Here is a 23,805-nt window from a genome sequence, read left to right as displayed (position 1 = left end):
CCACCTCATCGAGTCGGCCCGCGGCGCTGGTGCGCCGAACAGTGGCGTCCGGCCCCTGCTCCGCTCCCATGAGAACCGAAGACGGCGGATCCCGCCTCACCCACCGCGGGCGACCGGAGCCTGCCTTGCGACTTCCGGCACAGCGGGTGACGATCAGTGTGCGGGGGTTACGCCGGGGAGGGAGCTGTGGACCCGGACCACATCGGATCGAACACGTCGCCGCAGCCGATAGATCGCGGAGGCAGAACCCCATGGCCGGGCTGCTGACCCCAGGTGGTGACCCCCTGCTCGCCGTCCGGTTCACCGTTCCGGACCTGACGGAGACCTTCGTACGCAGGCCGCGTCTGGTCGGACGTCTGGCCGAGGGCGTCCAGGGCCCGTTGACCCTGGTGAACGGGCCCGCGGGCGCGGGAAAGACCCTGCTGGTCGCCCACTGGATCTCCACGATGGACCGTCCGGGTGACGTCGCCTGGCTGACCGTGGAGCACGAGGACACCGGCCCCGGCATCTTCTGGACGTACGTCCTGGAATCCCTGCGGCGGCACGGAGCCGTGGTTCCGGACGACATCGGCAGCCCTTCCAGCCCCGGCGACGTGGACCACTCACTGCTGACCCGCCTCGCGGCCTGGCTGAGCGAGCGCGCGGATCCGGTGATCCTGGTGCTCGACGAGTTCGACCGGGTGGGAGCCTCGGCGGAGGTCGCGGACGAGCTCCAATTCGTGCTGCGCCACGCGGGCGGCGGGCTGCGCCTGGTGATCGTCAGCCGTACGGAGCCGCAGCTGCCGCTGCACCGCTATCGCGCCGCCGGAGCGGTGGCCGAGGTCCGGGGCGCCGACCTGGCATTCGTTCCGGGCGAGACGGCGACCCTGCTGAGCCGCCACGACATCCGGCTGTCGGACGACGGCGCGCGGTCGCTGACGGAGTGGACCGGAGGCTGGGCGGCCGGGCTGCGACTGTGCATCCTCGCGGCGCAGAACGTGGACGATCCGGACACGTTCATCAAGAACTTCGAGGCGGGCCAGAGTACGCTCGCGGACTTCCTGCTGGCCGAGGTGCTGGAAGCGCAGTCGGACGAAACTCAGGATTTGTTGCTGCGTTCGAGCATCCTGGAACAGATTCACCCGGATCTGGCCAACGCCCTGACCGGCCGGGACGACGCGGAACCCATCCTGGCCGGGCTTCAGCACGCCAACGCGTTCGTCGAGGCCATCGGCCACTCGTGGTACCGGCTGCACCCCTTGTTCGCGGAGATCCTGCGCGTCCATCTGCGGGTACGCCATCCGGGGATGGAGCCCGAGCTGCACCGGCGGGCCGCCCGCTGGCTGAGCGACGCGGGACTGCTGGCGGAGGCTCTGCCGCATGCGGCGGGGGCGGGCGAATGGGAGCTCGCGGCGGGCCGGTTCGTCGACGAGCTGGCCATCGGGCAGCTGCTGACGGGACTCGACGCCGAGCGCCTCGACGGACTCTTCGCCGCCATGCCGCCGGATGCCGCCGGTCCGGCCGCGTGCCTGGTGCGCGCCGCCCGTGAGCTGGTCCGCCACGACGTCGTCCGGGGCCTCGACTTTCTGCGCCGGGCGGGGGAGAACCTGACCGACGAGGGCGCCGACACGGCGGCGCTGCGGCTGAGCCACGCGCTGCTGAGGGTGTTCGCCGCCCGGCTGACCGGCTCGGCCGACAGGGCGCGGGAGGCGGCCGAGGACATGACGGCGGCGGAGCTGTCCCTTCCGGCCGAACGGCTGGAACAGCACCCGGAGCTGCGGGCGCTGATGCTCACGGACCTGGGCTCGGCACAGCTGTGGGCGGGGCAGTTCGACGCCGCCCGGACCTCGCTGTCCGCCGCCGCTCAGGTCGATGACGGACCGTCCACCGCGTACCCCCGGCACGAGTCGCTCAGCCGGCTCGCCCTGATCGACTTCGTGTGCGGTCGGCCGGGCCGCGCGGAGTCGCACGCGCGGGCCGCGGTCGCCGAGGCGGAGCGCTCCGGCCTGCCCCCGGCCGCCCGGACGGGGGTCGCCCAGCTCGTGATGGCGGCGGTCGCCGTCGACCGTGACGATCTGGCCGCCGCGCAGACACACCTGGACCAGGCGACCGCCTCCAGCACGGCCTCGCACGATCCCGTCGCGACGGCGGGCCTCGGTCTCCTGCGTTCCCGGATGCTGCTGGCCAAGGGGCATCCGAAGGAGGCGTTGCGCGTCCTGCAGGAGCTGAAGCGACCCCCGCACGGCGTCGAGCCCTCGCCGTGGGTCAGCGAACGGGCCGCGCTGGTCATGGCCGCCGCGCATCTGGCCCTCGGCGATCCGCTTGCCGCGATGGAGGTACTCGTGGAGGAGGGGGCCACCGGGCCGGAGGCCGCGGCCGCCGCCGCCCGCGCCCGGCTCGCGACCGGCGACCGGGAAGCGGCACGCGCCCTGCTCGACGAACTCTCCACCGAACCGGACGACGGGCCCGGCATCGCCGTCCGGGTGCTGCTGGCACGGGCGCAGACCGCGGACGCGCTGGGCGACGACTCCACCGCCCAGCGGCTGGTGGCGCGGGCCCTGCGCCTGGCCAGGCCGGAGCATCTGAGACGGCCGTTCGTGGAGGCCGGTCCCTGGCTGCGGACATTCGTACGACGCCGGCCCGTGCTGGCCCAGGGCCATGAATGGCTCCCGGTGATGGCCGCGGTCCGGGGCACCGGGCCCGCCCCGCGACCGGAGCACACACCGGTGATCGAACCGCTCAGCGATCGCGAGCAGGAGGTGCTGGAACGCCTGTCGCAGATGATGTCGAGGGACGAGATCGCCGCCGACCTGCATCTGTCGGTCAACACGGTCAAGACCCACCTCAAGAGCGTCTACCGCAAGCTGGCCGCGACCCGCCGGGGCGAGGCCGTACGACGGGCCCGCGACCTGCACCTCCTGTGAGCCGCGGGCCCGTGCCGTCCGGTGTTTCCGCCCGGTGCCGTGCAGTGCCGTCCGGGCTATTCGGTGTCCGTGTCCGGTCGTGCCACGCAGAGCGCCCAGATGACGAATCCGTACAGGGCTATCAGCGTCAGCGACCAGACGGGGTAGTACGGGATGTCGAGGAAGTTGGCGATGATCAGCAGCGCCGCGATGCCCACGCCGATCACGCGTGCCCAGGTGGCCGCCGTGAACAGGCCGAGGCTCACGACCACGGCGACCGCGCCGAGCGCCAGGTGGATCCAGCCCCAGCTCGTCAGGTCGAACTTGAAGACGTAGTTCTGGCTGGTGACGAAGACGTCGTCCTCGGCGATCGCCATGACGCCCCGCAGGATGTCCAGGACGCCGGCGACGAACAGCATCACCGAGGCGAAGATCATCAAGCCGCCGGCCGCCGTCAGGGCGGTCTTGGAGCGGGTGTGATGCTGGGTGGTTGCCATGGCAGAAACCTCCGTTGCAGGGGCTGCGACCGCAGCCACTCACCACCGAGCCTGCGACAGCCGGCCCCCCTCCGGCCTCACCCCCTGAGGGTGACGATGAACGGACCCGGTCCGCGGGACCCGGGACCAGGAGCCCGGGACCAGGAGCCCGGGAACCGGGATACCAGGGGCCTGTGTACGAGGGGAGAGGCCGAGGGAGGGGACGGGTCCGGCCGGCCCGGCACCGGGCGCTTCCGCCCTTGCCGGGGGTTCGCGGGCTCGGGCGGACGGCCGCTGTTGCCCGTGTCGGGGATCCGCGGCCCGGCCGGACTGCTGCCGCAGCCCGTGCCGGCCGGGGATTCGCGGGCTTGGCCGGATGGCCGCCGCTGCCCGTGGGTCGGGGGTTCGCGGCATGGCCGGACGGCCGCCGCGCTCCATGCCGGGGGTTCGCGGGCCCGCCGGACCGGCGCCCCGCGCCCCGGCCGCTCCCTCGGGCCGAGAGCCGCAGACTCAGTGGCCCAGCAGCACCCTCAGCTCGGGCTGGAGCAGATCTCCGTGGGCCCGTACGAGGTCGTCGCACAGGTCCCAGATGCGCTCGACGGGGAGGGCGGCGGCCGTCGCGGGGTCGGCCATCGCGGCGTGCCGGATGTGGCGCGGCTCGTGATCGGTGGCGGCGCGGACCACCAGGTCGTTGACGGCGACGTACGCGCTGTTCAGCGCCGCGCACTGCGGCGGCAACGCGCCGACACGGGTCGGCTGCACCCCCAACGCGTCGGTCAGGCAGGGGACTTCGACGACACAGTCCGCCGGGAGGTTGTCGATCAGACCCCGGTTGGGCACATTGCCGTAGATCGTGCGCGGGGTGCCGGTGAGCGTGCTGTGGATGATCTGCGGGGCGTACTCCAAAGTGCCCTCGACGGGGAGGGGCGCCCCGGAGGCGAGGGCATCGCGGGTGCGCCGGTAGCTCGCCGCGTTCTCCTCGATGATCTCCAGATAGGCGCCCACCGGCAGCCGGAGCCGCTCGATCTCGCTGTCGTGGTGGAGGTACCACGGCACGTACTCGGAGGAGTGCTCGCTCGTCTCGGTGGGGTAGTGGCCGAGGCGGCGGTACATGTCCACGCGGACCCGGCGCAGCAGTCCCGGGTCCTTGGCGATGGCCTCGTCCAGGAGGGGGTAGAGGTCCTGGCCCGCGCGCTCGAAACGCAGCACCCACGCCTGGTGGTTGACCCCGGCGGCCAGATACGTGACCTCCTCGAAGGGGATGCCGACGAGCTGGGCGAGGTCGTGCATCGTCCAGTACACCGAGTGGCACAGGCCGGTGACGCGCAGGGCGGGGGCGATGCGGCTGAGATGGAGGACGTTCATCGCCATGGGGTTGGTGTAGTTCAACAGCAGGGCTTCCGGGCAGAGTTCGGCCATGTCGGAGGCGAGCGCGCGGAGCACCGGGAAGGTGCGCAGGGCGCGGAAGATGCCGCCGATGCCGAGCGTGTCGCCGATGGTCTGGCGCAGTCCGTAGCGGGCGGGGATGTCGAAGTCGGTGCGGGTCGCCCCGTCCATGCCGACCTGGACGATGTTGATGACGAAGTCGGCGTCCGCCAGGGCCGCGCGGCGGTCGAGGTGCGCGGTGATCGTGGGCTTGGCCCCGCGTACGCCCGCGATGTACCGGGCGGCGCCCTCCGCCGTGGTGAGCCGCTCCGGGTCGATGTCGTGCAACGCGATCCGCGCGTGCGCGAGTTCGGGGAAGGTGAACAGGTCGGCCAGCAGGCCCTGGGTGAAGACCACACTCCCGGCTCCGATGAAGGCGATCTTCGCGGGGGTGACGTCGTTCATGTACGGCTCCTGGTGTCGCGGGTGCGGGGGGCTTCCGAAGTGCCCGGGTCTTCAGCGGTGTTCGGGGCGTTCGCGCCGGGAGGGACGCCCGGGATGTCGGCACGGGCCGCGACGCGGGCCTCGTCCCAAGTGGGCTGGGCCGCCGTACCGCCGTGCGCTCGTGTCGACAGCGAACCGCAGGCGGCGGCCATCGTGAGCGCGGAGCGCAGGTCCAGTCCCCGCAGGGTCGCGGCGACGAATCCGGCGTCGAAACTGTCGCCCGCGCCGACACTGTCCACGGGGTCGACGGGCACGGCCGGCGCGCGCGACAGCTCTGTCCCCGCGCAGGCGAGGGCGCCGTTCGCGCCGTCCTTGACGACGACCGTAGGTCCCCGGCCCGCCAGGAAGGCGGCGGCCGCGACGAGTTCGGGCTCCCCGGACAGCGCGCACGCCTCCGCCGCGTTGGGCAGCAGGAAGTCGGTGAACTTCAGTACCGGGTCCAGGAGTTCGTGGTCCCATCGGCCCGCGGGGTCGTCATTGGTGTCGAGCGACGTCGTCGCGCCTGTCTCCCGTGCCAGGCCGAACACCGAGGCCAGCGAACGCGCCAGACGGGGCATCAGGAAGAACGAGGCCGCGTGCACATGCCGGGAGGCCGCGATCAGGTCCCGCGGCACGTCCTCGGGACCGGTCGCCGTGAGGCAGCCCGGCGCGGTGAGGACGGCCCGGTCCCCGTCCCCGGCCGTGACGACCGTCGTGAGCGGCGTGGGCAGGACCGGGTCCGTGACCAGGAAGCCGACGTCGACGCCACGCCCGGCGAGCGCCTCGCGCACGAAGGCACCGGCGGGATCGTCACCGACCCGGCCCGCGAACGCGACCCGCAGCCCGAGCCGCGCGGCCCCGCACGCCATGATCGCCGCCGAGCCGCCCAGCACCAACCCGGCGTGCTCGACGAGCTGTTCACGCTGCCCGAACCGCAGGGGGCCGCGCAGCGGGCCGACCACGACATCAGGATTGGCGTCGCCGACGACCAGGAGATCGAAGGATTTCATGGTGGCCTAGCCCTTCAGACCGCTCGAAGTCAGCGACTGGACAAAGGTCTTCTGCGCGAGCAGGAACGCGACCAGGACGGGCAGCACGGTGATCACATTGCCCGCCATCACCGCCGACCACTGCGTGTGGTGCTGTCCCTGGAACGTCGTCAGACCGAGTTGCAGCGTGTACTGGGTGTCGTGGTTGATCGCGATGAGGGGCCAGGACAGGTCGTTCCAGGTGCTCAGGAACGTCAGCACCGCGACCGTGGCCAGCGCCGGCCGGGCCAGCGGCAGCACGATCGAGAACAGCACCCGCAGCCGCGAACACCCGTCGATCCAGGCCGCCTCTTCCATCTCCCTGGGCAGCGCGAGGAAGAACTGCCGGAACAGGAAGACCGCGAACGGGGTGACGAGCGACGGCACGATCAGCGCGCCGAGCGTGTCGATGAGACCCAGTTCCTTCATCACCAGGAAGGTCGGGATCATCGTGAGCTGGAAGGGGATCACCATCGTCGCCAGCATCAGCCCGAGCAGCGCCCGCGACCCCGCGAACCGCATCCGCGCGAAGGCGTAGCCGCCGAGCGCGCCCAGGAGCAGATTCGACAGGACGGCCACGCCCGCGACGATCAGTGAATTGGCGAACCAGCGGGGGAACATCGCGTTCCCGAGCACATACCGGTAGCCGCCCAGGTCGATCCCCTTGGGCCACAGCGCGGGCGGGAACCGGTTGATCTCCGCGTTGGACATCACCGAGCTGAGCGCCAGCCACACCAGCGGCAGCGCGAAGCACAGGGTCAGCGGCGCCAGCAGCAGGTGCCAGCCGCTCGGCCTGCGGGAGGTCGCGGGTGAACTCATCGGGCCGCTCCTTCGATACGTCCCTGGCGGCGCCGTGCGAGGTGCAGCGCCCCGCCCGCCACCAGCAGGGCGACGGCGAGGACGTACGCCGCCGCGGCCCCGTAGCCCGCGGTGAACATCTGGAACGCCTGCTGCCAGACGAAGTAGACGACCACGCCGGTCGATCCGAGCGGCCCGCCCTTCGTCGTCACATAGATGAGGTCGAACACCTGGAGCGCCGTGATCAGTTGCCACAGCAGCAGGAACACGGTGACCGGGGTGAGGGTCGGCAGGATGATGTGGCGCAGCACCCGCCAGCGGCCCGCCCCGTCGATCCGCGCGGCTTCCACGAGTTCGGGCGGGACGTCCTGGAGCGCGGCCAGATAGACGACGACACAGAAGCCGACGCCGCTCCACAGCGAGATCAGCACCAGCAGATAGATCGCCTGGTCCGGGTCGGTCAGAAAACCCTGCGGGGAGAGCCCGACCTTGTGCAGCAGGGAGTTCGCGACGCCGAACTCCGGGTCGAGGATGAACGAGAACAGCACGCCCTGCGCGGTCGCCGACACCACGAACGGAACGAAGACGAGCGTGCGGTAGAGGCCGATGAACCGGATGCGGCGGTTCAGCGCCAGGGCGAGCGCCAGCCCGCCGACCAGGCTGAGCGGCACGTACAGCGCGGTGTACAGCAGCGTATTGCCCACGGCGGTACGGAAGTTGGGGTCCTGGAACAGTGCCCGGTAGTTGTCGAGGCCGACCCAGCGGCCCGGGGTGACCAGGTCGTCGGCGCGGAAGGAGAGGAGCAGCGACCACACGACGGGCACGATGCTCAGACCGAGGATCACGACGACCGCCGGGCTGATGAACGCCCAGGCGGTGGACGTCTCGCGACGGGTACGGCGGCGGGCGGCGCGCCGCGCGGCGGCCGGGACCGGCGCGGCGCCGGGTGCGAGCGTGAGGGCGCGGGGAAGGGTGGACATGACGGCCTCCTTCAGCTGGAAGTCAGCTGGGAACGTCTGAAGTCGAGGTCACCGGGGGATGAGCAGGGCCGCGTCGGCCGTGTCGGCGCACCGGCGGATGGCGTGGGCGGGGGAGTCCCTGCCGAGCAGGACCGACACGATCGCCTCGCCGAGAGCCTGGGAGATCTGCGGGTAGGCCGCGTGCACGGGCCGGACCCGGGCAGTGGTCAGCGTGTCGGTGAACACGTCGAGTCCCGTGGTCGTCGCGGAGTGCTCGCGCCACTCCGGCCGCCGGGCGGTGGCCGAGCTGAGCGGGAGGCTGCCTTCCGAGATGCCCCAGCGCGCGTCCTGGGCCGGCTGGATCATCCAGCTCACGAATTCGACGGCGGCCCGGGAACGGGCGGAACCGTTGTCGAACACGGTCCAGGTGTCCGGTCCGGAGATGGTGATCGGCCTGCCGTTGTACGTCGGCAGCGGGACGACGTCGTAGTCGATCTTCGCGGTGATGATGTCCGGCAGCTCCCAGGGCCCGGTCGCCACCATCGCCATCCGGCCGCCCAGGAAGACCTGGTACATCTGCTCGCTGCCGGGTTTCGGGTCGACGTACACGCTCTTGTCGTGGGCCAGCTGGGCGAGGGTCCCAAGGGCCTCGCTGCCCTGCTCGGCGAAGCCGATGCCCTTGCCGCCGTCGGCGACGACCTCGCCGCCGAGGTCCCAGATCATCGGCCACAGCCGCCAGACGGTGTCCTCGTCGCCCGTGCCCGGCCAGCCCGTGCCGAACACCCCGCGCCCGGGGTCGGTGAGCCTGCGCGCGGTGTCGACGAACTCGTCCCAGCTCCAGCCCGGCTTCGGGTAGGGGACCCCCGCTTGCCGGAACAGTTTCTTGTTGTAGACGACGGCCAGCGAGTCGAGCACCGCCGGGGCGGCGCGCACCTTGCCGTTGACGGTGACCGCGTCCCGTACCGGCGCCCAGAAGGAGTTCCAGGGCGGGGTGCCCTCGCGCAGCGCGGTCGTCAGGTCGACGACCCGGGGGCTGCGCGCGACGCTCGCCAGGTCCGAGCCGAAGATGTAGGCGATGTCGGGGTACGAGCCGGCGGCGAGCGCGGCCGTCACCTTCTGGAGCATCGCGTCGGCCAGCACCCCGCCGCCCGAAGCGTCCACGCGGATGCGCGGATGTGTGCGGTTGAACTCGGCCACCATCGCTTCCACGACCTTCCTGGCCGTGTCGTTCTGTCCGTGCCACAGCTCGACGGTCACCCTGCCGTCGGCGCCGACGCCGTCCGAGGGGCCGCCGCAGCCGGCGAGGGCCCCGGCCGCCGCCGCGCCCAGGAGCAGCCGGCGCCGCGCGATCGCGCGTGTCATCCCGGCCCCCGTCAGCGGGTCTTGCGGACGTAGTCCGCGTTGCCGGGTGTCGAGACCATGACGTCCCGGCGCACGATGCTCAGCCGGTCACCGAAGGCCGAACGGGCCTTGCGCAGACCGCTGTCGGAGTACTCGATGACGACCACGCGGTCGTGGAACGCCTTCGCGTACTCGCCGCACTCGTCGTACTCGCCGCACTCCTCCGCCACCGCGAAGTCGAGTCCGGTCCGCGACCTGAGCCCCGCCAGTTCGACGGTGTTCTTCTGCGCGATGGCCAGATGCCGGGCATGCGCGTGCCGCGACAGCAGGGTGATGAACGCGGTGGCGTCGTCCGGGGTCAGCAGCTTCCGGGAGCGGGTGTAACTGTCGTAGTTGTCCGGTTCGATCGCGTCGAATCCCTTTTTGGCGCACTCGTCGATCCACCGGTCGACGCGCGCGGCCACCCGCTCGCGCTTGGCGGGGGTGCGGATGTCGAGCAGTGCCTCGTTCCAGTCCTGGTCGACGACGACCTTGCCGTGCGTGTCCCGCAGCAGCAGGTCGCCGGGCCACTGCCCGCGTTCCTCCGGCTGGGCCTGGAAGGCGTTGACGTAGCAGATGTTGTACAGGCCGGGCGCCGGGGACGACGAGCGGTCGCGGCTGACGATGCGCACACCGGCGGCCGGGGGGTAGGCGCCGCCGATCTGGTAGTCGAAACCCGCGTGGAGCGGGGGGAGTTTCACGGCGGTCGGTGTCGGGTCGGGCCGGGGCGTCGGTTTCGGCGAGGTGGACTCCGCCTCAACGGGCGCCGAGGGGTCGGCCGTGGTCCCTGAGGGCTTCGGCGACGCGGCGGGGGTCTTGGACGGTGTGCTCGGGCGCTTCGACGAGGCGCTCGTGTCCTTGCCCGCATCGCAGCCCGCGAGCGTCAGAAGGCCGGCCAGGGCCGTGGCTGTGCCCAGAACTCCCGCGCGGAGAACACGTTTGACGGGGGGCATGTCCGCTCCATCAATCGCGAGTACGTCCCCGCCTCGGACGCTGCGAGCGTTCCTGGCGACTTTGGCCGGACTTGAACCTGGTCCGTTACCGGCTGGGCGTACCTCTGCGTGCCGGGTCGCACCACGGCACGCCAGGATCAAACCGTGCATGCCCGACTACGTCAAGTGCCGTCTCCGGCAGGGGCATTCTCCGGCCGCTGTTCCGCGGGCCGGGGAGCGGGTCGGGTCCTATGGGCGAGGCGGATGCGGGGGTGGCGGCGGCAACGTCGTGACGTCCGGTGCCGGTTCGGGCCAGACGAGCAGTACCGGGCAGGGCGCGTGGTCGACGACGAAACGACCGGCCGGTCCGAGGCTGTGCGGGCCGAGCCGGCTGCGGTCGCCGTCGCGGGCCAGTACGAGCAGACCCGCGCCCTCGGCCGCGGCGACCACCTCCCGCTCGACCCGGCCGGTGCGCTCCAGCCGCGTCGCCGGGCCCGCGAGCCGCTCGGCCGCCGCGTCGAGGAGCTCGGCGCCAGAGGTCGTACCGAGGGTTTCCAGGAGGTCCCCCGGATCGGGTTCGGAGCGTCCGCGGCCGAGGAGCCCCGCGAAGGCGCCGTGCGCGAGACCGGGCACCCCGGGGTCCGCGACATGGAGCAGCACCACGTCCGTCGCGCCGGGAGCGTGCGTCCGTACGGCGTCCACGCACGCGGGCCATGTTCCCTCGACCAGCCAGACGACCACCCGCATGCCCATCAGCCTCCGATGACGTGGAGCGAGAACCACAGCGCCAGTACGGCGGGAACCAGTGCCGCGGGTACGGCGATCAGGCCCAGCCGGGTGAACTCCTTGAGGTCGACGCCGTGTTCGTGCTGATGCACGATACGTCGCCACAGCAGCGTCGCCAGGGAACCGGCGTACGTCAGATTGGGCCCGATGTTGACGCCGAGCAGCACGGCCAGCACGGCGCCCGCGCCCGAGTCGGCGGCCAGCGGCAGCAGGACGAGGACCGCGGGCAGGTTGTTGATCAGGTTGGCCAGCACGGCGGCGATCACCGCGATGCCGAGCAGGGCCGACAGCGAGCCGCCCTCCGGGAGGAGGTCGTCGAGGGCGCCGGCGAGACCGTTGTCGACCACCGCGCGGACGACGATGCCGAGTGCGAGGACGAAGGCGAGGAAGGACGGCGCGGCGGCGCGCACCACGGTGAGCGGGGTGGTGCGGCGGCGGACGAGGGCGCGGGTGGCCAGGACGAGCGCCCCCGCCGCGGCGGACCAGGCCGGATCGATGCCGACCGCCGAGGCGAGGACGAAACCGGCCAGGGTGCAGCCCACGGTGATCAGCGCGAACAACGGCAGGTCCGGCGGTTCCTCGGCCCGCCGGGGGAGCGCGCCCGCCCCGAGGTCACGCGCGAAGAAGCGCCGGAAGACCACGTACTCGGCGCCGATCGCGACCAGCCAGGGCAGCACCATCAGCGCCGCGAAGCGGGTGAAGCTCAGACCGCTGGCGGTGAACGCGAGCAGGTTCGTGAGGTTGGAGACCGGCAGGAGCAGCGAGGCGGTGTTCGACAGGTGGGTGCACGCGTACACATGCGGCTTCGGGCGGGCCCCCATCCGCGCGGCCGTCGCGAACACGACGGGGGTGAGCAGCACGATGGTCGCGTCCAGACTGAGCACCGCCGTGATCGCCGAGGCGAGTGCGAAGACCGCGGTCAGCAGGCGGCCTGGCTGTCCCGCGGCCCAGCGGGCCATCCACGCGCCGCAGGCCTGGAAGAGCCCCTCGTCGTCGCAGAACTTGGCCAGGACGAGGACCGCCGCGAGGAAGCCGATCACCGGACCCAGATGTGCGGCCTCCGCCCGGACGTGGTCCCAGGAGATCGCCCCCGTGGCCAGGACAAGACCGGCGGCGGGCACGGCCACCACCGCCTCGGGCCAGTTGAACGGCCGCACCACCGCGCAGACCAGGACGGCCGCGAGGAGGACGACGGACAGCGTCTCGGCGAACGGGCTGCCGAGTGCTTCGGCGAGCGGCGCCGCGAGGCGCGTGGCGACATGGGTGCCGGGCCCGGTGGAGAGCGTTCCGGCGAGGGGATTTCCGGGACCGGGGGAGGGCGCCCCGACGAGCGGGGTGCCGGTCGCGCCGGAGACGGCTTGGACGAGCGGGCTGTTCAGGATCGGATCCTCCGGGCGGTGATGGTGGCGCCCTCCATCACATCAGACACCCCACCGCCCGCCCGCGTACGCCCTGCCCCCGCGTCACCGACCCGCTCCGCAGGTCACCCCCGAATGGCTCTCACTCCTCGCCGAGAAGCGACAGCTCCGCCCAGATGGTCTTGCCCTCCGGGGTGTGCCGGCTGCCCCAGCGCTGGGTGAGCTGGGCGACGAGGAGCAGCCCGCGTCCGCCCTCGTCGAAGGTCTTCGCCCGGCGCAGATGCGGCGCGGTGTGGCTGCTGTCCGAGACCTCGCAGATCAGGGTCTCGGCGTCATGGATGAGCCGCAGCCGGATGGGCGGCTCCCCGTAGCGGATGGCGTTGGTGACCAGCTCGCTCACCACGAGTTCGGCCGTGAACGTGGCCACGGTCAGCTCCCAGACCTCCAGCTGATCGGCGACCTGCTTGCGGATCGGCGCGACGAGGGCGGGGTCGGCGGGGATGGCCCAGGTCGTCACGTCGGAAGGGGCGAGGCCATGGGTACGGGCGAGGAGCAGCGCCACGTCGTCCGGGGCGCCGCCCGCGGGAAGCAGCGCCTGGAGGATCGCGTGGGCGGCCCCTTCCAGGGACCGCGAGGACTCCTCCAGCGCCCGGCAGAACAGCCGGAGGCCGGTGTCGACGTCCCGTTCGCGGCTTTCGAGCAGACCGTCGGTGTACAGCGCGAGCACCGTGCCCTCCGGCAGGTCGAGCTCGACGGACTCGAACGGCAGCCCGCCCAGGCCGAGCGCCGGACCGGGCGGTACGTCGATCTGCCGGGGCGGGCCCTCCGGCGGCAGGACGAGGGGCGGTGGATGGCCGGCGCTGGCGAGGGTGCAGCGCCGGGCGACCGGGTCGTACACCGCGTAGACGCACGTGGCGCCGACCTCCCCGGTGGTCCCCTGGGACCCGGCCTCGGAGGACAGCCGTACGACGAGGTCGTCGAGGTGGGTGAGCAGCTCGTCCGGCGCCAGGTCGATGTCGGCGAGGGTGCGGACGGCGGTGCGCAGTCGGCCCATCGTCGCCGAGGCCTGGATGCCGTTGCCGATGACATCGCCGACAACCATGGCGACCCGCATCCCGGACAGCGGGATCACATCGAACCAGTCGCCGCCCACCCCGGCGCGCGCCGCGGGCAGATAGCGAGACGCCGCCTCCAGGGCCGCCGTCCGGGGGAGGGACTGGGGGAGCAGACTGCGCTGGAGGGCCAGCGCGGTCTGGCGCTCGCGGGAGAACCGGCGGGCGTTGTCGATGCAGACGGCGGCCCTGGCCGTGACCTCCTCGGCGAGCAGTACGTCGTCGGCGGTGAAGGGTTCGGGCCGCCGGAACCGGCTGAGTACGGCGACCCCGAGGGTCCGGCCGCGGGCCCGGACGGGTACCGACATGGTGGCGTGGATGCCGTACTCCCGGACGTGCTTGCCGCGCAGTCCGTCCCAGCTCAGCCATTCCTCCAGCGTGCCGGTCGCGTTCGGCGCGACGAGCGGCCGGCCGGCGATCAGGGAGTCGGCCTGCGGGGAGGACGCGGGATAGACGTCGACGTCGCCGGGTTGGACGACCGCTTCAGGATCGCCGGTGTGCACCGACCGGTGGGCGGCGCGGCGGAGCATGACCGGGGCTGTCGGCGGTTCGACGCGGTACTCGGCGCCGTTCTCAGGGGGGTCCAGCAGATCGACGCTGACGAAGTCGGCGAGCGCGGGGACGCAGACGTCGGCCAGTTCCTGGGCCGTCCGGGTGACGTCGAGGGTGGTGCCGATGCGCACGCTCGCCTCGTTGACGAGCTGAAGCCGCTTTCGGGCCCGGTACTGCTCGGTGAAGTCGTGCGCGGCCAGACACACGCCGAGCACCCGCCCGTGGGTGTCGGTCAGCGGGGCGATCCGCGCGAGCCAGTGGTGCGCCCGCTCCTCACCGCCGCTGCGCGCGTAGGTCTCCACGTCACGCCCCCGGCCGGAGGCGAGGACCGCGGTCATCTCGCGCTCCAGCTGCTCGCCGGCCCGCCGGTCGCCGATCTCGGAGATCCGCAGGCCCCGGATGCGGTCCTCCGGGAGGCCGACCACCTCGGACATCGCGTCGTTGATGCCGTACAGCCGCAGCCGTTCGTCGTAGACGGCCATGGCGCAGGGCGCCTGGGCGAGGACCGCGCGGATCAGCGGGTCGTCCACGGTGCGCGGCTCCCGGCCGTCCAGCGGGGTGAGCACGAGCCATTCACCGTTCCGCTCGAGGCGGTGGGCGAGCAGCCATACGGACAGGACCCGGCCGTCGCGGTGGCGCAGGGCGAGCACCCCGTTCCGGCGGTCGCCGGTGGACTCCAGGGGCGGGGCGGTGTCCGCGGGTGCGAGGAGATCCGCCGCCGGGCGGCCCTCGACCTCCTCGGGTGCGTAGCCCAGGAGCCGCCGGGCGCCCTCGCTCCAGCGGATCAGGGTGCCGTTCCCGTCGATGACCGCCCGTGCGGTGGCGGCCTCGTCGAGAGGGTGGACCGGGCTCATCGTCGCCACTTTCCCTTGTGCACACTCACCGTGAACAAGCGCGTCGTCCGGGTTCCAGCCTAGTGGCTGGGAGTCTCGCGCACCCCCGAACATGGACGGCTCGGACAGCCATTCGTGCGGCGGGTTTTCGGCCGCCGAGGCTCGCATTGCGGAAGTGACGGCCTGACCCTTGACGCCAACGTGTGTCCCTCCGTCAGAATCTGTTTGTTCACGATCAGTTGTGATGACTTATGGGCCCTGATGAGGGAGAGCCGCCGTGACGGTCACTCGAAGATCGGTAGTGATCGCAGGAACGGCCGTACCCGCCGTGGGCGCGCTCTCGGGCGCCGCCGACGCCCGGCCGGCGTCCGCCGGGAACGTCGGGGGACGCCGGACACTCGCGCTGCGCGACGGCTGGCGCTTCGCGCTGGTCGACCCGGGCGGCATCACCGACCCGACCGGCGCCTACACGGGGGCCGAGCGGCCCGGCTACGACGACTCGGGGTGGCGAGCTGTGGTGGTGCCGCACGACTGGAGCATCGTGCGGGCCCCGACCACGGAGTACGGCACCACCAGTGGCACGGGGTTCTTCCCCGGTGGCCTGGGCTGGTACCGCACCGCCTTCACCCTGCCGTCCGCCCTCGCCGGAAAACGGATCTCCGTGGAGTTCGACGGGGTGTACGTGACTCCTCCCCAACGGATAAATCCGTGGGGCTTCACGTCAGCCTCGCGGCTGACCCCGGACAAGCCCTGCCCGCTGCCGAAGCAGGCGATCAGTGTACAACGGACGGCAGCACCGCGAACGTCATCGCGGTCCAGGTGCGCAACCAACTCCCCAGCAGCCGCTGGTATTCGGGCAGCGGCATCTACCGCGACGCCCGTCTGGTCGTGACGGAGGCGATCCATGTCGCGCGCTGGGGGACTCATGTCACGACGCCGGACGTCGACGGGGAGCGGGCGGTCGTCCGGGCCCGGACCGCGGTCGTCAACGAGACCGGCGCCCCGGCCGACGTCCTGGTGATCTCACGGATCGTCGGCCCCGACGGCCGGACCGCCGCCAGCACGGCCACCACGGTCACCGTCGCCGAACGGACCGACGAGACCCACGAACTCACCGTCGACAGACCGAGGTTGTGGGACTTCGCGACCCCGGAGCACCGCTACACCCTGGAGACCGAACTGCGCGTCGGCGGCGCCGTCGTCGACACCTTCCGTACGCCGTTCGGCATCCGCACGTTCCGCTTCGACCCGGACGAGGGATTCCACCTCAACGGCTCATACGCCAAGATCAAGGGCGTCGACCTGCACCACGACCAGGGTGCCCTGGGCGCGGCGATCAGCATCGACGCCGTACGCCGCCAGATGACCATCATGAAGTCGATGGGCGTCAACGCCTTCCGCACCTCCCACAACCCGCCCTCGCCGCAGATCGTCCAAGTCTGCGAGGAGTTGGGCATCGTGATGATGGTGGAGGCCTTCGACTGCTGGCGGACCGGCAAGACGGCCCACGACTACGGCCGCTTCTTCGACGAGTGGTGCGAGAAGGACGCCGGCGAGATGGTCCTCGCGGCCCGCAACTCGCCCGCCGTGGTGCTGTGGTCCATCGGCAACGAGATCCCCGACTCCACCTCCACCGCAGGGCTCGCCATGGCCGACCGGGTCATCGGCGCCATCAGGGCCGCGGACGACACCCGCCCGCTGGTCATCGGCTCCGACAAATACCGCCGCCTTCCCGCGAAGGGTTCCGCGGCCGACCTCATGCTCGCCAAGCTCGACGGCCTGGGCCTCAACTACAACACCGCCAAGTCGGTGGACGCCCTGCACGCCGCCTACCCCCACCTGTTCCTCTTCGAGTCCGAGTCGTCGTCCGAGACCTCGACCCGCTCCGCGTACCAGGAGCCGGAACACCTCAACACCGGGGAGAACCACACGCCGGGCAGGCGCGCGGTCTCCTCCTACGACAACAACCTCGCCTCCTGGACGATGAGCGGCGAGTACGGTCACAAGAAGGACCGGGACCGCAAGTGGTTCGCGGGCGAGTTCCTGTGGTCGGGCATCGACTACATCGGCGAGCCCACGCCGTACGACGTCTTCCCGGTGAAGGCCTCCTTCTTCGGCGCGGTCGACACGGCCGGCTTCCCGAAGGACATGTACCACCTGTTCAGGAGCCAGTGGACGAGCGAGCCCATGGTCCATCTGCTGCCCATGAGCTGGAACCACACGGTGGGGGACACCGTCGAGGTCTGGGCCTACGCGAACGTCGACACCGTCGAACTGTTCCTCAACGGGAATTCCCTCGGCACGCGGACGTTCGACACCAAGAAGACCACCGACGGGCGTACGTACCTGGAGACCACGGAAGCGACCGCCGACGACAAGACCTTCACCGACGGCCCGTATCCCGGGAGTTACACGAGTCCGAACGGCAGGGCGGGCAAATTGCATCTACTCTGGAAAGTCCCCTACGTGCCGGGGGAGTTGAAGGCGGTGGCCCGGCGCGACGGCAGGGCGGTCGCGACGGACGTCCTGCGCACGGCCGGGGCCGCGCACGCGATCCGTCTGACGCCGGACCGCACCTCGTTCGCGGCGGACGGCCGTTCGCTGGTGTTCGTGACCGCCGAAGTGGTCGACGCCTACGGTGTCGTCGTGCCCGACGCGGAACACCCGATCGCGTTCGACGTCGACGGCGGATCGCTCGCCGGCCTCGACAACGGCCGCCAGGAGAGCGCCGAGCGCTATCAGGCGAGCACCCGAACCGCCTTCCACGGCAAGGCACTTGCCATCGTCCGCTCCGGGGCGAGGCCGGGCGCCCTGAAGGTGACCGCGCGGGCTCCGGGACTGTGTACGGGCTCCACGACCGTACGCGCCACCCCCACCGGGTCCGGGGCGACCACCCCCGCGACGCCGTTCCCGCCCGACCACCCGGCGGCCCCCGACTACCCATACGCGGACGCCGGTTACTCGGGCCGCCCGGACTCGCTGCCGGCCGCGATGCTCGACGGCGACGCGGCCACCGGCTGGTCCAACGCCTTCTACAAGTCCGCCACGGCCCTGCTGCCCGCGTTCAGTGGGGCGCGCCCCCAGGACTGGGTCTCGGTCACCTGGGCGCGCCCCCGCCGCGTCGACCGCGTCGAGGTCTCCTTCACCGTCGACGCGACCCACACCCGCCCGGCCGGCATCGAGGTGTCGGTCTGGGACGGGAGCGGGTACGAGCCGGTGCGCGGAGCGGCCGTCGACTGGGCCACGACGTCGGACGCGCCGACCGTGATCACCTTCGACGCGGTACGCGGCTCACGGCTGCGTCTCGTCCTGGCGAGCGGTCACCCGGGCGCCGCCGACGGCGGACTGCGGATCAGCCGGCTGGAGGTCCCGGTCGTCTGACGGGCCGGGGTCGAGGCGCCGCCGCTCGTGCTCGGTGAGCGTGTGGAGCTCGCCCGGCCCGAGCGGACGGTGCACCTCGACGTACTCGCCGTGCGGCAGGCGCCTGACGACGCCCGTCGCACGGCCGTGCGCCACCAGGTCGCGGTCCCGCAGCTGCAGACCCAGACAGAAGCGCCGTGTCACGACGAACACGACGACGGGAACGACCAGCAGGGAGATCCGCACCGTCCACGTCACCGTGTTGATCGACAGATGGAAGCGCGTCGCGACGATGTCGTTGCCGCCGCCCGCGAGCAGGATCAGATACAGGCTGATCCAGGCCGCCCCGAGCGCGGTGCGCACCGGCCGGTTGCGGGGCCGGTCCAGCAGATGGTGCTCGCGCCGGTCGCCCGTGATCCAGGCCTCGACGAACGGGTACACGCCGATGGCGACCAGGAGCAGCGGGAACACGAGGACGGGGACGAGCACGCCGAGCACCAGGGTGTGGCCCCACAACGTGATCTCCCAGCCCGGCATCACCCGCACCAGCCCCTCGGCGAACCCCAGGTACCAGTCCGGCTGGGCGCCCGTCGACACCTGGTCGGCGCGGTAAGGGCCGTACGCCCAGACCGGGTTGACGGTCGCGACCGCCGCGATCAGTGCGAGGACGCCGAACACCAGGAAGAAGAAGCCGCCCGCCTTCGCGAGGTAGACCGGCATGAACGGCGTTCCCACGACGTTGCGTTCGGTCCTTCCCGGCCCCGCGAACTGGGTGTGCTTGTGGTACACGACCAGGATCAGATGGGCCACGACCAGCGCCGCCATGATGCCCGGGATCAGCAGGACGTGCAGCGCGTAGAAGCGGGCCACGATGTCATGCCCCGGGAACTCCCCGCCGAACAGGAAGAAGGACAGGTACGTGCCGACGACCGGCGTCGCGAGGAGCGCCCCGTTCACGAACCTGAGCCCCGTCCCGGACAGCAGGTCGTCCGGCAGCGAGTAGCCGAACAGGCCCTCGAACATGCCGAGGAGCAGCAGCGTCCAGCCGAAGACCCAGTTCACCTCGCGGGGCTTGCGGAACGAGCCCGTGAAGAAGTGCCGCATCATGTGCGTGAGCATCGCGGCGAGGAAGACGAGCGCGGCCCAGTGGTGGATCTGCAGGATGAGCAGCCCGCCGCGCACGTCGAAGCTGATGTCGAGGGTGGAGGCGTACGCCTCGGACATCCGGATGCCGTTCAGCGGGACGTAACTGCCGTGGTACACCACCTCGTTCATCGATGGATGGAAGAACAGGGTGAGGTAGACGCCGGTGAGGACGAGGACGACGAAGCTGTAGAGGCATATCTCGCCGAGCAGGAAGGACCAGTGGTCCGGGAAGACCTTGCGCAGATACCGCCTGCCGAGGGAGTGCAGACCGAGGCGCCCGTCGAGCCAGTCGGCGACCCGCTCCCCGGAGGATGCCTGCTCCCCGGAGGGAGCGCGCCCGCCGGAGGGCGCCCGTTCCCGGGAGGTCGCCTGCTTCCTGGAGGTCGCCCGCACGCCCGAGGCCGCCCGGTCCCCGGAGGCGACCCGCTCGCCGGAGGCCGCCCGTTCGCCCGTTCCTCCGGTGCCGGTGGCCGTCATGCGTGCCTTCCCTCCGCCGCCTCGCTGAACCCGTCCGCGTCGGCTTCCTCGTCGCGCCTGACGTGGGTCAGCTTCTCGGGATTGGTGACGATGTAGACGTCGGACACCTGCTCGCCGTCCGGGGTGAGGTCCATGACCATGACCGCGTAGGGCGACGAGCCGTCGAAGACCACCGCGGAGTCGTCCCCGTTGACCCGCCGGTAGCGGACGTCCAGGCCGGCGCCACGGCGGGTGGCGTAGCCGGCCAGCAGACGTGCCGCCTTGTCCCGTCCGCGCACCGGCCGCAGACCGGCCGAGCGGGCCTTGCCGCCGCCGTCCGTCCACACCGTGACGTCCGGCGCGAGGATCTCCATCAGCGCGGTGATGTCACCGCCGAGCGCCGCGTCCACGAAGCGTTCGGTCGCCTGTCTGCGGACACGGGGATGGGCCCGGTAGAGCGGACGGCGGGCGTGCACGTGTTCCCGGGCGCGGTGCGCGAGCTGGCGGACCGCCGCCGGACTGCGGTCGATGACCTGCGCGATCTCGGTGTGCGGATAGCCGAACACCTCGTTGAGGACGAACACCGCGCGCTCCAGCGGGGTCAGCGACTCCAGGACGACCAGCATCGCGAGCGAGACGGACTCGGAGCGCAGGGCGCGGTCGTCGGCGCGCTCGGCGGCGGCCGGTTCGTCGACCAGGGGCTCCGGCAGCCAGGGGCCCACATAGGTCTCGCGCCGGCGGGTGATGGCGGCGCGCCGGGCGAGCGCGTGGTTGACCGCGATGCGCACGAGGTAGGCGCGCGGGTTGCCGATGTCCTCGACGGGAGAGCGGCGGGCGCGGCCTGTCCATGACAGCCAGGTCTCCTGGAGCACGTCCTCGGTGTCGGCGACGGTCCCGAGGATGTTGTAGACGATCGCGAACAGCAGCTCGCGGTGCTCGACGAAGACCCGCGTCGGGCCGTCGACGACGGCCTCGGGACTTTCGGACATGGCTCGCCTCCCTTGATGCGCTCACTACTGCGAGGGGAGGAGGGGGCCCGAATGTGACACCCGACGGCCGAAATGTGACGTACGTCTCATGTCGGGTTCCGTGCGTCACACCCGCCGCGCCGGACGCCCTCTTGAACGCGAGTCCGCCTACGCGGCGCTCCGATGCCCCGGAACAAGGAGACACGCATCGTGTTCAAGAAATGGCACGGCAACCCCTGGGCGATCCTCGTCACGCTCTCCCTCGGGTTCTTCATGACGCTCCTGGACCTGACGATCGTGAACATCGCGATCCCCGACATGGGCCAGGACCTGGACGCCTCCCTCGACGAGATCCTGTGGGTCGTCAACGCCTACACCCTCGCCCTCGCCGTCCTGCTGATCACCGCGGGACGCCTCGGTGACCTGCGCGGCAAACGGAACCTGTTCGTCGCCGGCGTCGCCCTCTTCACCCTCGCGAGCCTGGCCTGCGGCCTCGCGCAGAACCCGGCGCAGCTGATCACGTTCCGCGCGGTCCAGGGCCTCGGCGCCGCGCTGCTCATGCCGCAGACCCTGTCGATCATCGCCGAGGTGTTCCCGTCCGACCGGCGGGGCGCGGCGATGGGCGTGTGGGGTGCCGTCGCGGGGATCTCCGGCGCCCTCGGGCCGATCATCGGCGGAGCGCTGATCACTCATCTCGACTGGCGCTGGATCTTCTACGTCAATCTGCCGCTCGGCGTCCTGGTGCTGGTCCTCGCCCTGGCGATCATCCCGGGCTCGCGACGCTCGGTACGGCACCGTTTCGACACCTTCGGCGTCGTGCTCGCCTCGGGTGCCCTGTTCTGTCTGGCGTTCGGCCTGACCGAGGGGCAGCGCTACGACTGGAACGGCTGGATCTGGTCGCTGTTCGGCGCGGCGGCGGCCTTCTTCGCCGGGTTCCTCGTCCATGAGCGCGGCCGGCAGACGCGCGATCCGCTCGTCCCGTTCTCGCTCTTCAGGGACCGCAACTTCACCCTCATCAACTTCGTGGGCGTCACGGTCTCCTTCGGCGTCATCGGGATGTTCCTGCCCCTGACCATCTACCTGCAGTCCGTTCTCGGCTTCAGCGCGCTCAAGTCCGGACTCGTTATGCTGCCGCTCGCCCTCGGCTCGTTCGTGATGGCCGGACCCGCGGGCGTCCTCGCGGACAGGATCGGCGGCAAGTACATCCTGATGACCGGGCTGCTCGCCTGGGCCGCCGCCCTGGTCTGGATCGTGGCCGCGGCCGACGTCGGATCGAGCTGGACGGCGGTCGCCTTCCCGCTCTTCCTGGCCGGGCTGGGCGCCGGCTGCACTTTCGCGCCGATGGCCACCGAGGTCATGCGTCATGTCCCGGCGCGGCTCTCCGGCGCCGCCTCGGGCGTGAACAACGCGCTGCGGCAGGTCGGTTCGGTCCTCGCGGGCGCCGTCGTCGGGGCCGTGCTCCAGGCGCAGCTCGCGCACTCGCTGACCGACCAGGCACGGCTGCGCGCCGGTCAGCTCCCCGCCGGCTACCGCGACGGCTTCGTCGCGGCCTTCTCCCGGGCCGAGTCCGACGTGTCCGCCCGGCAGACGACCGGCGCCCCGGCCGGCGTGCCGCACGACATCGCCGACCACATGCGGGAGCTGGGCGGCCAGGTGTTCGGCCACGGCTTCGTGGACGCGATGGGCCCCGCCGTCCTGGTCTCCGCCGGGGTCCTGCTGACCGGCGCGCTCGCCTGTCTCGCCGTACGCCGTCACCGCGGCCCCTCCGCCAACCCGCACGCCCTGCCCGTGTACGAACCCGAACTGGAGGAAGCGAGCTCATGAGCATCGACCTCACCATCATGTACGCCGCCCACGACGCCTTCCGGCGCGACCTGGACCGCCTCGGCAAGGCGGCCGCGGACGGCACCGCCTTCACGCCACCGGTCCGCGCCGGCTGGGCCGACTTCACGCACCAACTGCACATCCACCACACCGCCGAGGACAGCGACCTGTGGCCGCGCGTGTCGCGCCGGGTGGAGGGCCGCCCCCGGGACCTCGCCCTGCTCGCGGAGATGGAGGCCGAACACGCCCGGCTTGATCCACAACTCGCCGCGGTGGAAAAGGCGTTGCATGACGGATCGGCCGAACTCCCGGCACTGGTGCACATTCTGGCCACCACGCTCGACGACCACCTCGCGCACGAGGAAGGGAGCGCCCTGCCGCTCATCCAGGAGGTGCTCACTCCCGCGGACTGGGGCGCCTTCACGGGACGTATCCGCAAGACGCAGGGTCTGCGCGGGGCGGCCGTCTTCGTGCCGTGGATCGTGGACGGCGTCGCACCCGCCGACCGAGCCGTGTTCCTCGGCGCGCTGCCCCCGCCGGTCCGTGTCCTCAATCGGCTGTTCTGGGAGCCCGGCTACCGCAGGCGCGGGGTGTGGGGGAGCTGACCCGGCGGCGCGGGCAGATCCGAGGCGGGGGGCCGCGCCGAGGTGACGCGGGGCGCCGGGACCCTGCGGGGTGCTCGGACCGCGCAGAGCGCCAGGAATCTGCGGGGCACCCGGACTGTGCGGGGTGCCCGGACCGTGCAAGGCGCGCGGGGCTTGGGCTCCCGTTCCGGGAACCCGAGCCTTCTCGGGGCCGCCGACCGAGGGCGGGAAGATCGGGGTCGGCGGCCGGTTTCGCGTGGGAGAGCCGCCGTCCCGCGCGGGGCCTTCGAGAAGGGCCGGTCCCAGTGGACTACGAGAGTTCTGTGCGCCGGGAGCGTGCGAGAGAGCCCGGCGTGTGCGCACGGTTCACACGGGGCGCATGAAATATCGAAAGCCGATGCGACCTCGTCGAGTTGCCGACCAGCTTTTGACATTCTTTCAATAAGGCTGAACTCACCCGTGCGCCTTGTTGGTCACGAGTGTGTTGTGCGAAGGTGAGCCTCCTGCGCCTGGTCAAGGGCCG

Annotated in this window: 15 protein-coding genes and 1 pseudogene; 4 read left to right on the top strand and 12 right to left on the bottom strand. The window is 71.6% G+C overall.

What is annotated here, in order from left to right; genetic code table 11:
* Positions 1-251: 251 nt before the first annotated feature.
* Positions 252-2,903, top strand: coding sequence for a LuxR C-terminal-related transcriptional regulator (locus ACFYR3_RS20760; RefSeq protein WP_355840491.1), 2,652 nt, complete (start codon positions 252-254; stop codon positions 2,901-2,903).
* A gap of 56 nt (positions 2,904-2,959) precedes the next feature.
* Here ACFYR3_RS20760 and ACFYR3_RS20755 read toward each other — a convergent pair whose 3' ends face one another.
* The 10 genes from ACFYR3_RS20755 to ACFYR3_RS20710 form a co-directional block, all read right to left on the bottom strand.
* Positions 2,960-3,379: a hypothetical protein gene (locus ACFYR3_RS20755; RefSeq protein ID WP_355840490.1), complete on the bottom strand. Its 420-nt coding sequence runs from the start codon at positions 3,377-3,379 to the stop codon at positions 2,960-2,962.
* A 489-nt stretch (positions 3,380-3,868) separates the two neighbouring features.
* On the bottom strand, positions 3,869-5,188 hold the full coding sequence (locus tag ACFYR3_RS20750) for an alpha-glucosidase/alpha-galactosidase (RefSeq protein WP_355840489.1): 1,320 nt from the start codon (positions 5,186-5,188) through the stop codon (positions 3,869-3,871).
* Positions 5,185-6,216 (bottom strand): carbohydrate kinase family protein, encoded by a 1,032-nt coding sequence (locus ACFYR3_RS20745; RefSeq protein ID WP_355840488.1) that lies wholly within the window; start codon positions 6,214-6,216, stop codon positions 5,185-5,187. The genes ACFYR3_RS20750 and ACFYR3_RS20745 overlap by 4 nt, the downstream gene beginning before the upstream one ends.
* 6 nt (positions 6,217-6,222) lie before the next feature.
* Positions 6,223-7,053: a carbohydrate ABC transporter permease gene (locus ACFYR3_RS20740; protein ID WP_355840487.1), complete on the bottom strand. Its 831-nt coding sequence runs from the start codon at positions 7,051-7,053 to the stop codon at positions 6,223-6,225.
* Entirely contained in the window at positions 7,050-8,012 is a 963-nt protein-coding gene (locus ACFYR3_RS20735; RefSeq protein ID WP_389284249.1) for a carbohydrate ABC transporter permease, read from the bottom strand. The genes ACFYR3_RS20740 and ACFYR3_RS20735 overlap by 4 nt, the downstream gene beginning before the upstream one ends.
* A 48-nt stretch (positions 8,013-8,060) precedes the next feature.
* Complete coding sequence (locus ACFYR3_RS20730; protein ID WP_355840485.1) at positions 8,061-9,353, bottom strand: ABC transporter substrate-binding protein; 1,293 nt, start codon at positions 9,351-9,353, stop codon at positions 8,061-8,063.
* A gap of 11 nt (positions 9,354-9,364) precedes the next feature.
* On the bottom strand, positions 9,365-10,324 hold the full coding sequence (locus ACFYR3_RS20725; protein ID WP_355840484.1) for an endo alpha-1,4 polygalactosaminidase: 960 nt from the start codon (positions 10,322-10,324) through the stop codon (positions 9,365-9,367).
* Positions 10,325-10,552: 228 nt separating this feature from the next.
* Positions 10,553-11,050, bottom strand: a complete 498-nt coding sequence (locus ACFYR3_RS20720) for a universal stress protein (RefSeq protein ID WP_389284246.1) — start codon at positions 11,048-11,050, stop codon at positions 10,553-10,555.
* 5 nt (positions 11,051-11,055) lie between these two features.
* Positions 11,056-12,288: an arsenic transporter gene (locus tag ACFYR3_RS20715; protein WP_355840651.1), complete on the bottom strand. Its 1,233-nt coding sequence runs from the start codon at positions 12,286-12,288 to the stop codon at positions 11,056-11,058.
* A gap of 301 nt (positions 12,289-12,589) precedes the next feature.
* On the bottom strand, positions 12,590-14,965 hold the full coding sequence (locus ACFYR3_RS20710; protein ID WP_389284244.1) for a SpoIIE family protein phosphatase: 2,376 nt from the start codon (positions 14,963-14,965) through the stop codon (positions 12,590-12,592).
* Between the two features lie 256 nt (positions 14,966-15,221).
* Here ACFYR3_RS20710 and ACFYR3_RS20705 point away from each other — a divergent pair.
* Positions 15,222-18,325: pseudogene (locus tag ACFYR3_RS20705) on the top strand (glycoside hydrolase family 2 TIM barrel-domain containing protein).
* Here the strand turns inward: ACFYR3_RS20705 and ACFYR3_RS20700 are convergent.
* Complete coding sequence (locus ACFYR3_RS20700; RefSeq protein ID WP_389284242.1) at positions 18,236-19,927, bottom strand: cytochrome bc complex cytochrome b subunit; 1,692 nt, start codon at positions 19,925-19,927, stop codon at positions 18,236-18,238. The pseudogene ACFYR3_RS20705 and the gene ACFYR3_RS20700 sit on opposite strands and share 90 nt — an antisense overlap.
* Positions 19,924-20,895: an RNA polymerase sigma factor SigJ gene (gene sigJ / locus ACFYR3_RS20695; RefSeq protein WP_355840475.1), complete on the bottom strand. Its 972-nt coding sequence runs from the start codon at positions 20,893-20,895 to the stop codon at positions 19,924-19,926. The genes ACFYR3_RS20700 and sigJ overlap by 4 nt, the downstream gene beginning before the upstream one ends.
* 189 nt (positions 20,896-21,084) lie before the next feature.
* Here sigJ and ACFYR3_RS20690 point away from each other — a divergent pair, with 189 nt between their 5' ends.
* A complete protein-coding gene (locus tag ACFYR3_RS20690; protein ID WP_355840474.1) occupies positions 21,085-22,698 on the top strand; it encodes an MFS transporter in 1,614 nt (537 codons plus the stop codon).
* Positions 22,695-23,303, top strand: coding sequence for a hemerythrin domain-containing protein (locus ACFYR3_RS20685; RefSeq protein ID WP_355840473.1), 609 nt, complete (start codon positions 22,695-22,697; stop codon positions 23,301-23,303). Before ACFYR3_RS20690 ends, ACFYR3_RS20685 begins: the two co-directional genes overlap by 4 nt.
* Positions 23,304-23,805 lie beyond the last annotated feature (502 nt).

Origin of the sequence: Streptomyces sp. NPDC005784 (assembly GCF_042871525.1) — a bacterium.
In the GTDB taxonomy this organism is placed as follows: Bacteria; Actinomycetota; Actinomycetes; order Streptomycetales; family Streptomycetaceae; genus Streptomyces.
Note: the sequence above shows the minus strand (reverse complement) of the source record. Positions and strands in the feature narration are given on the sequence as shown.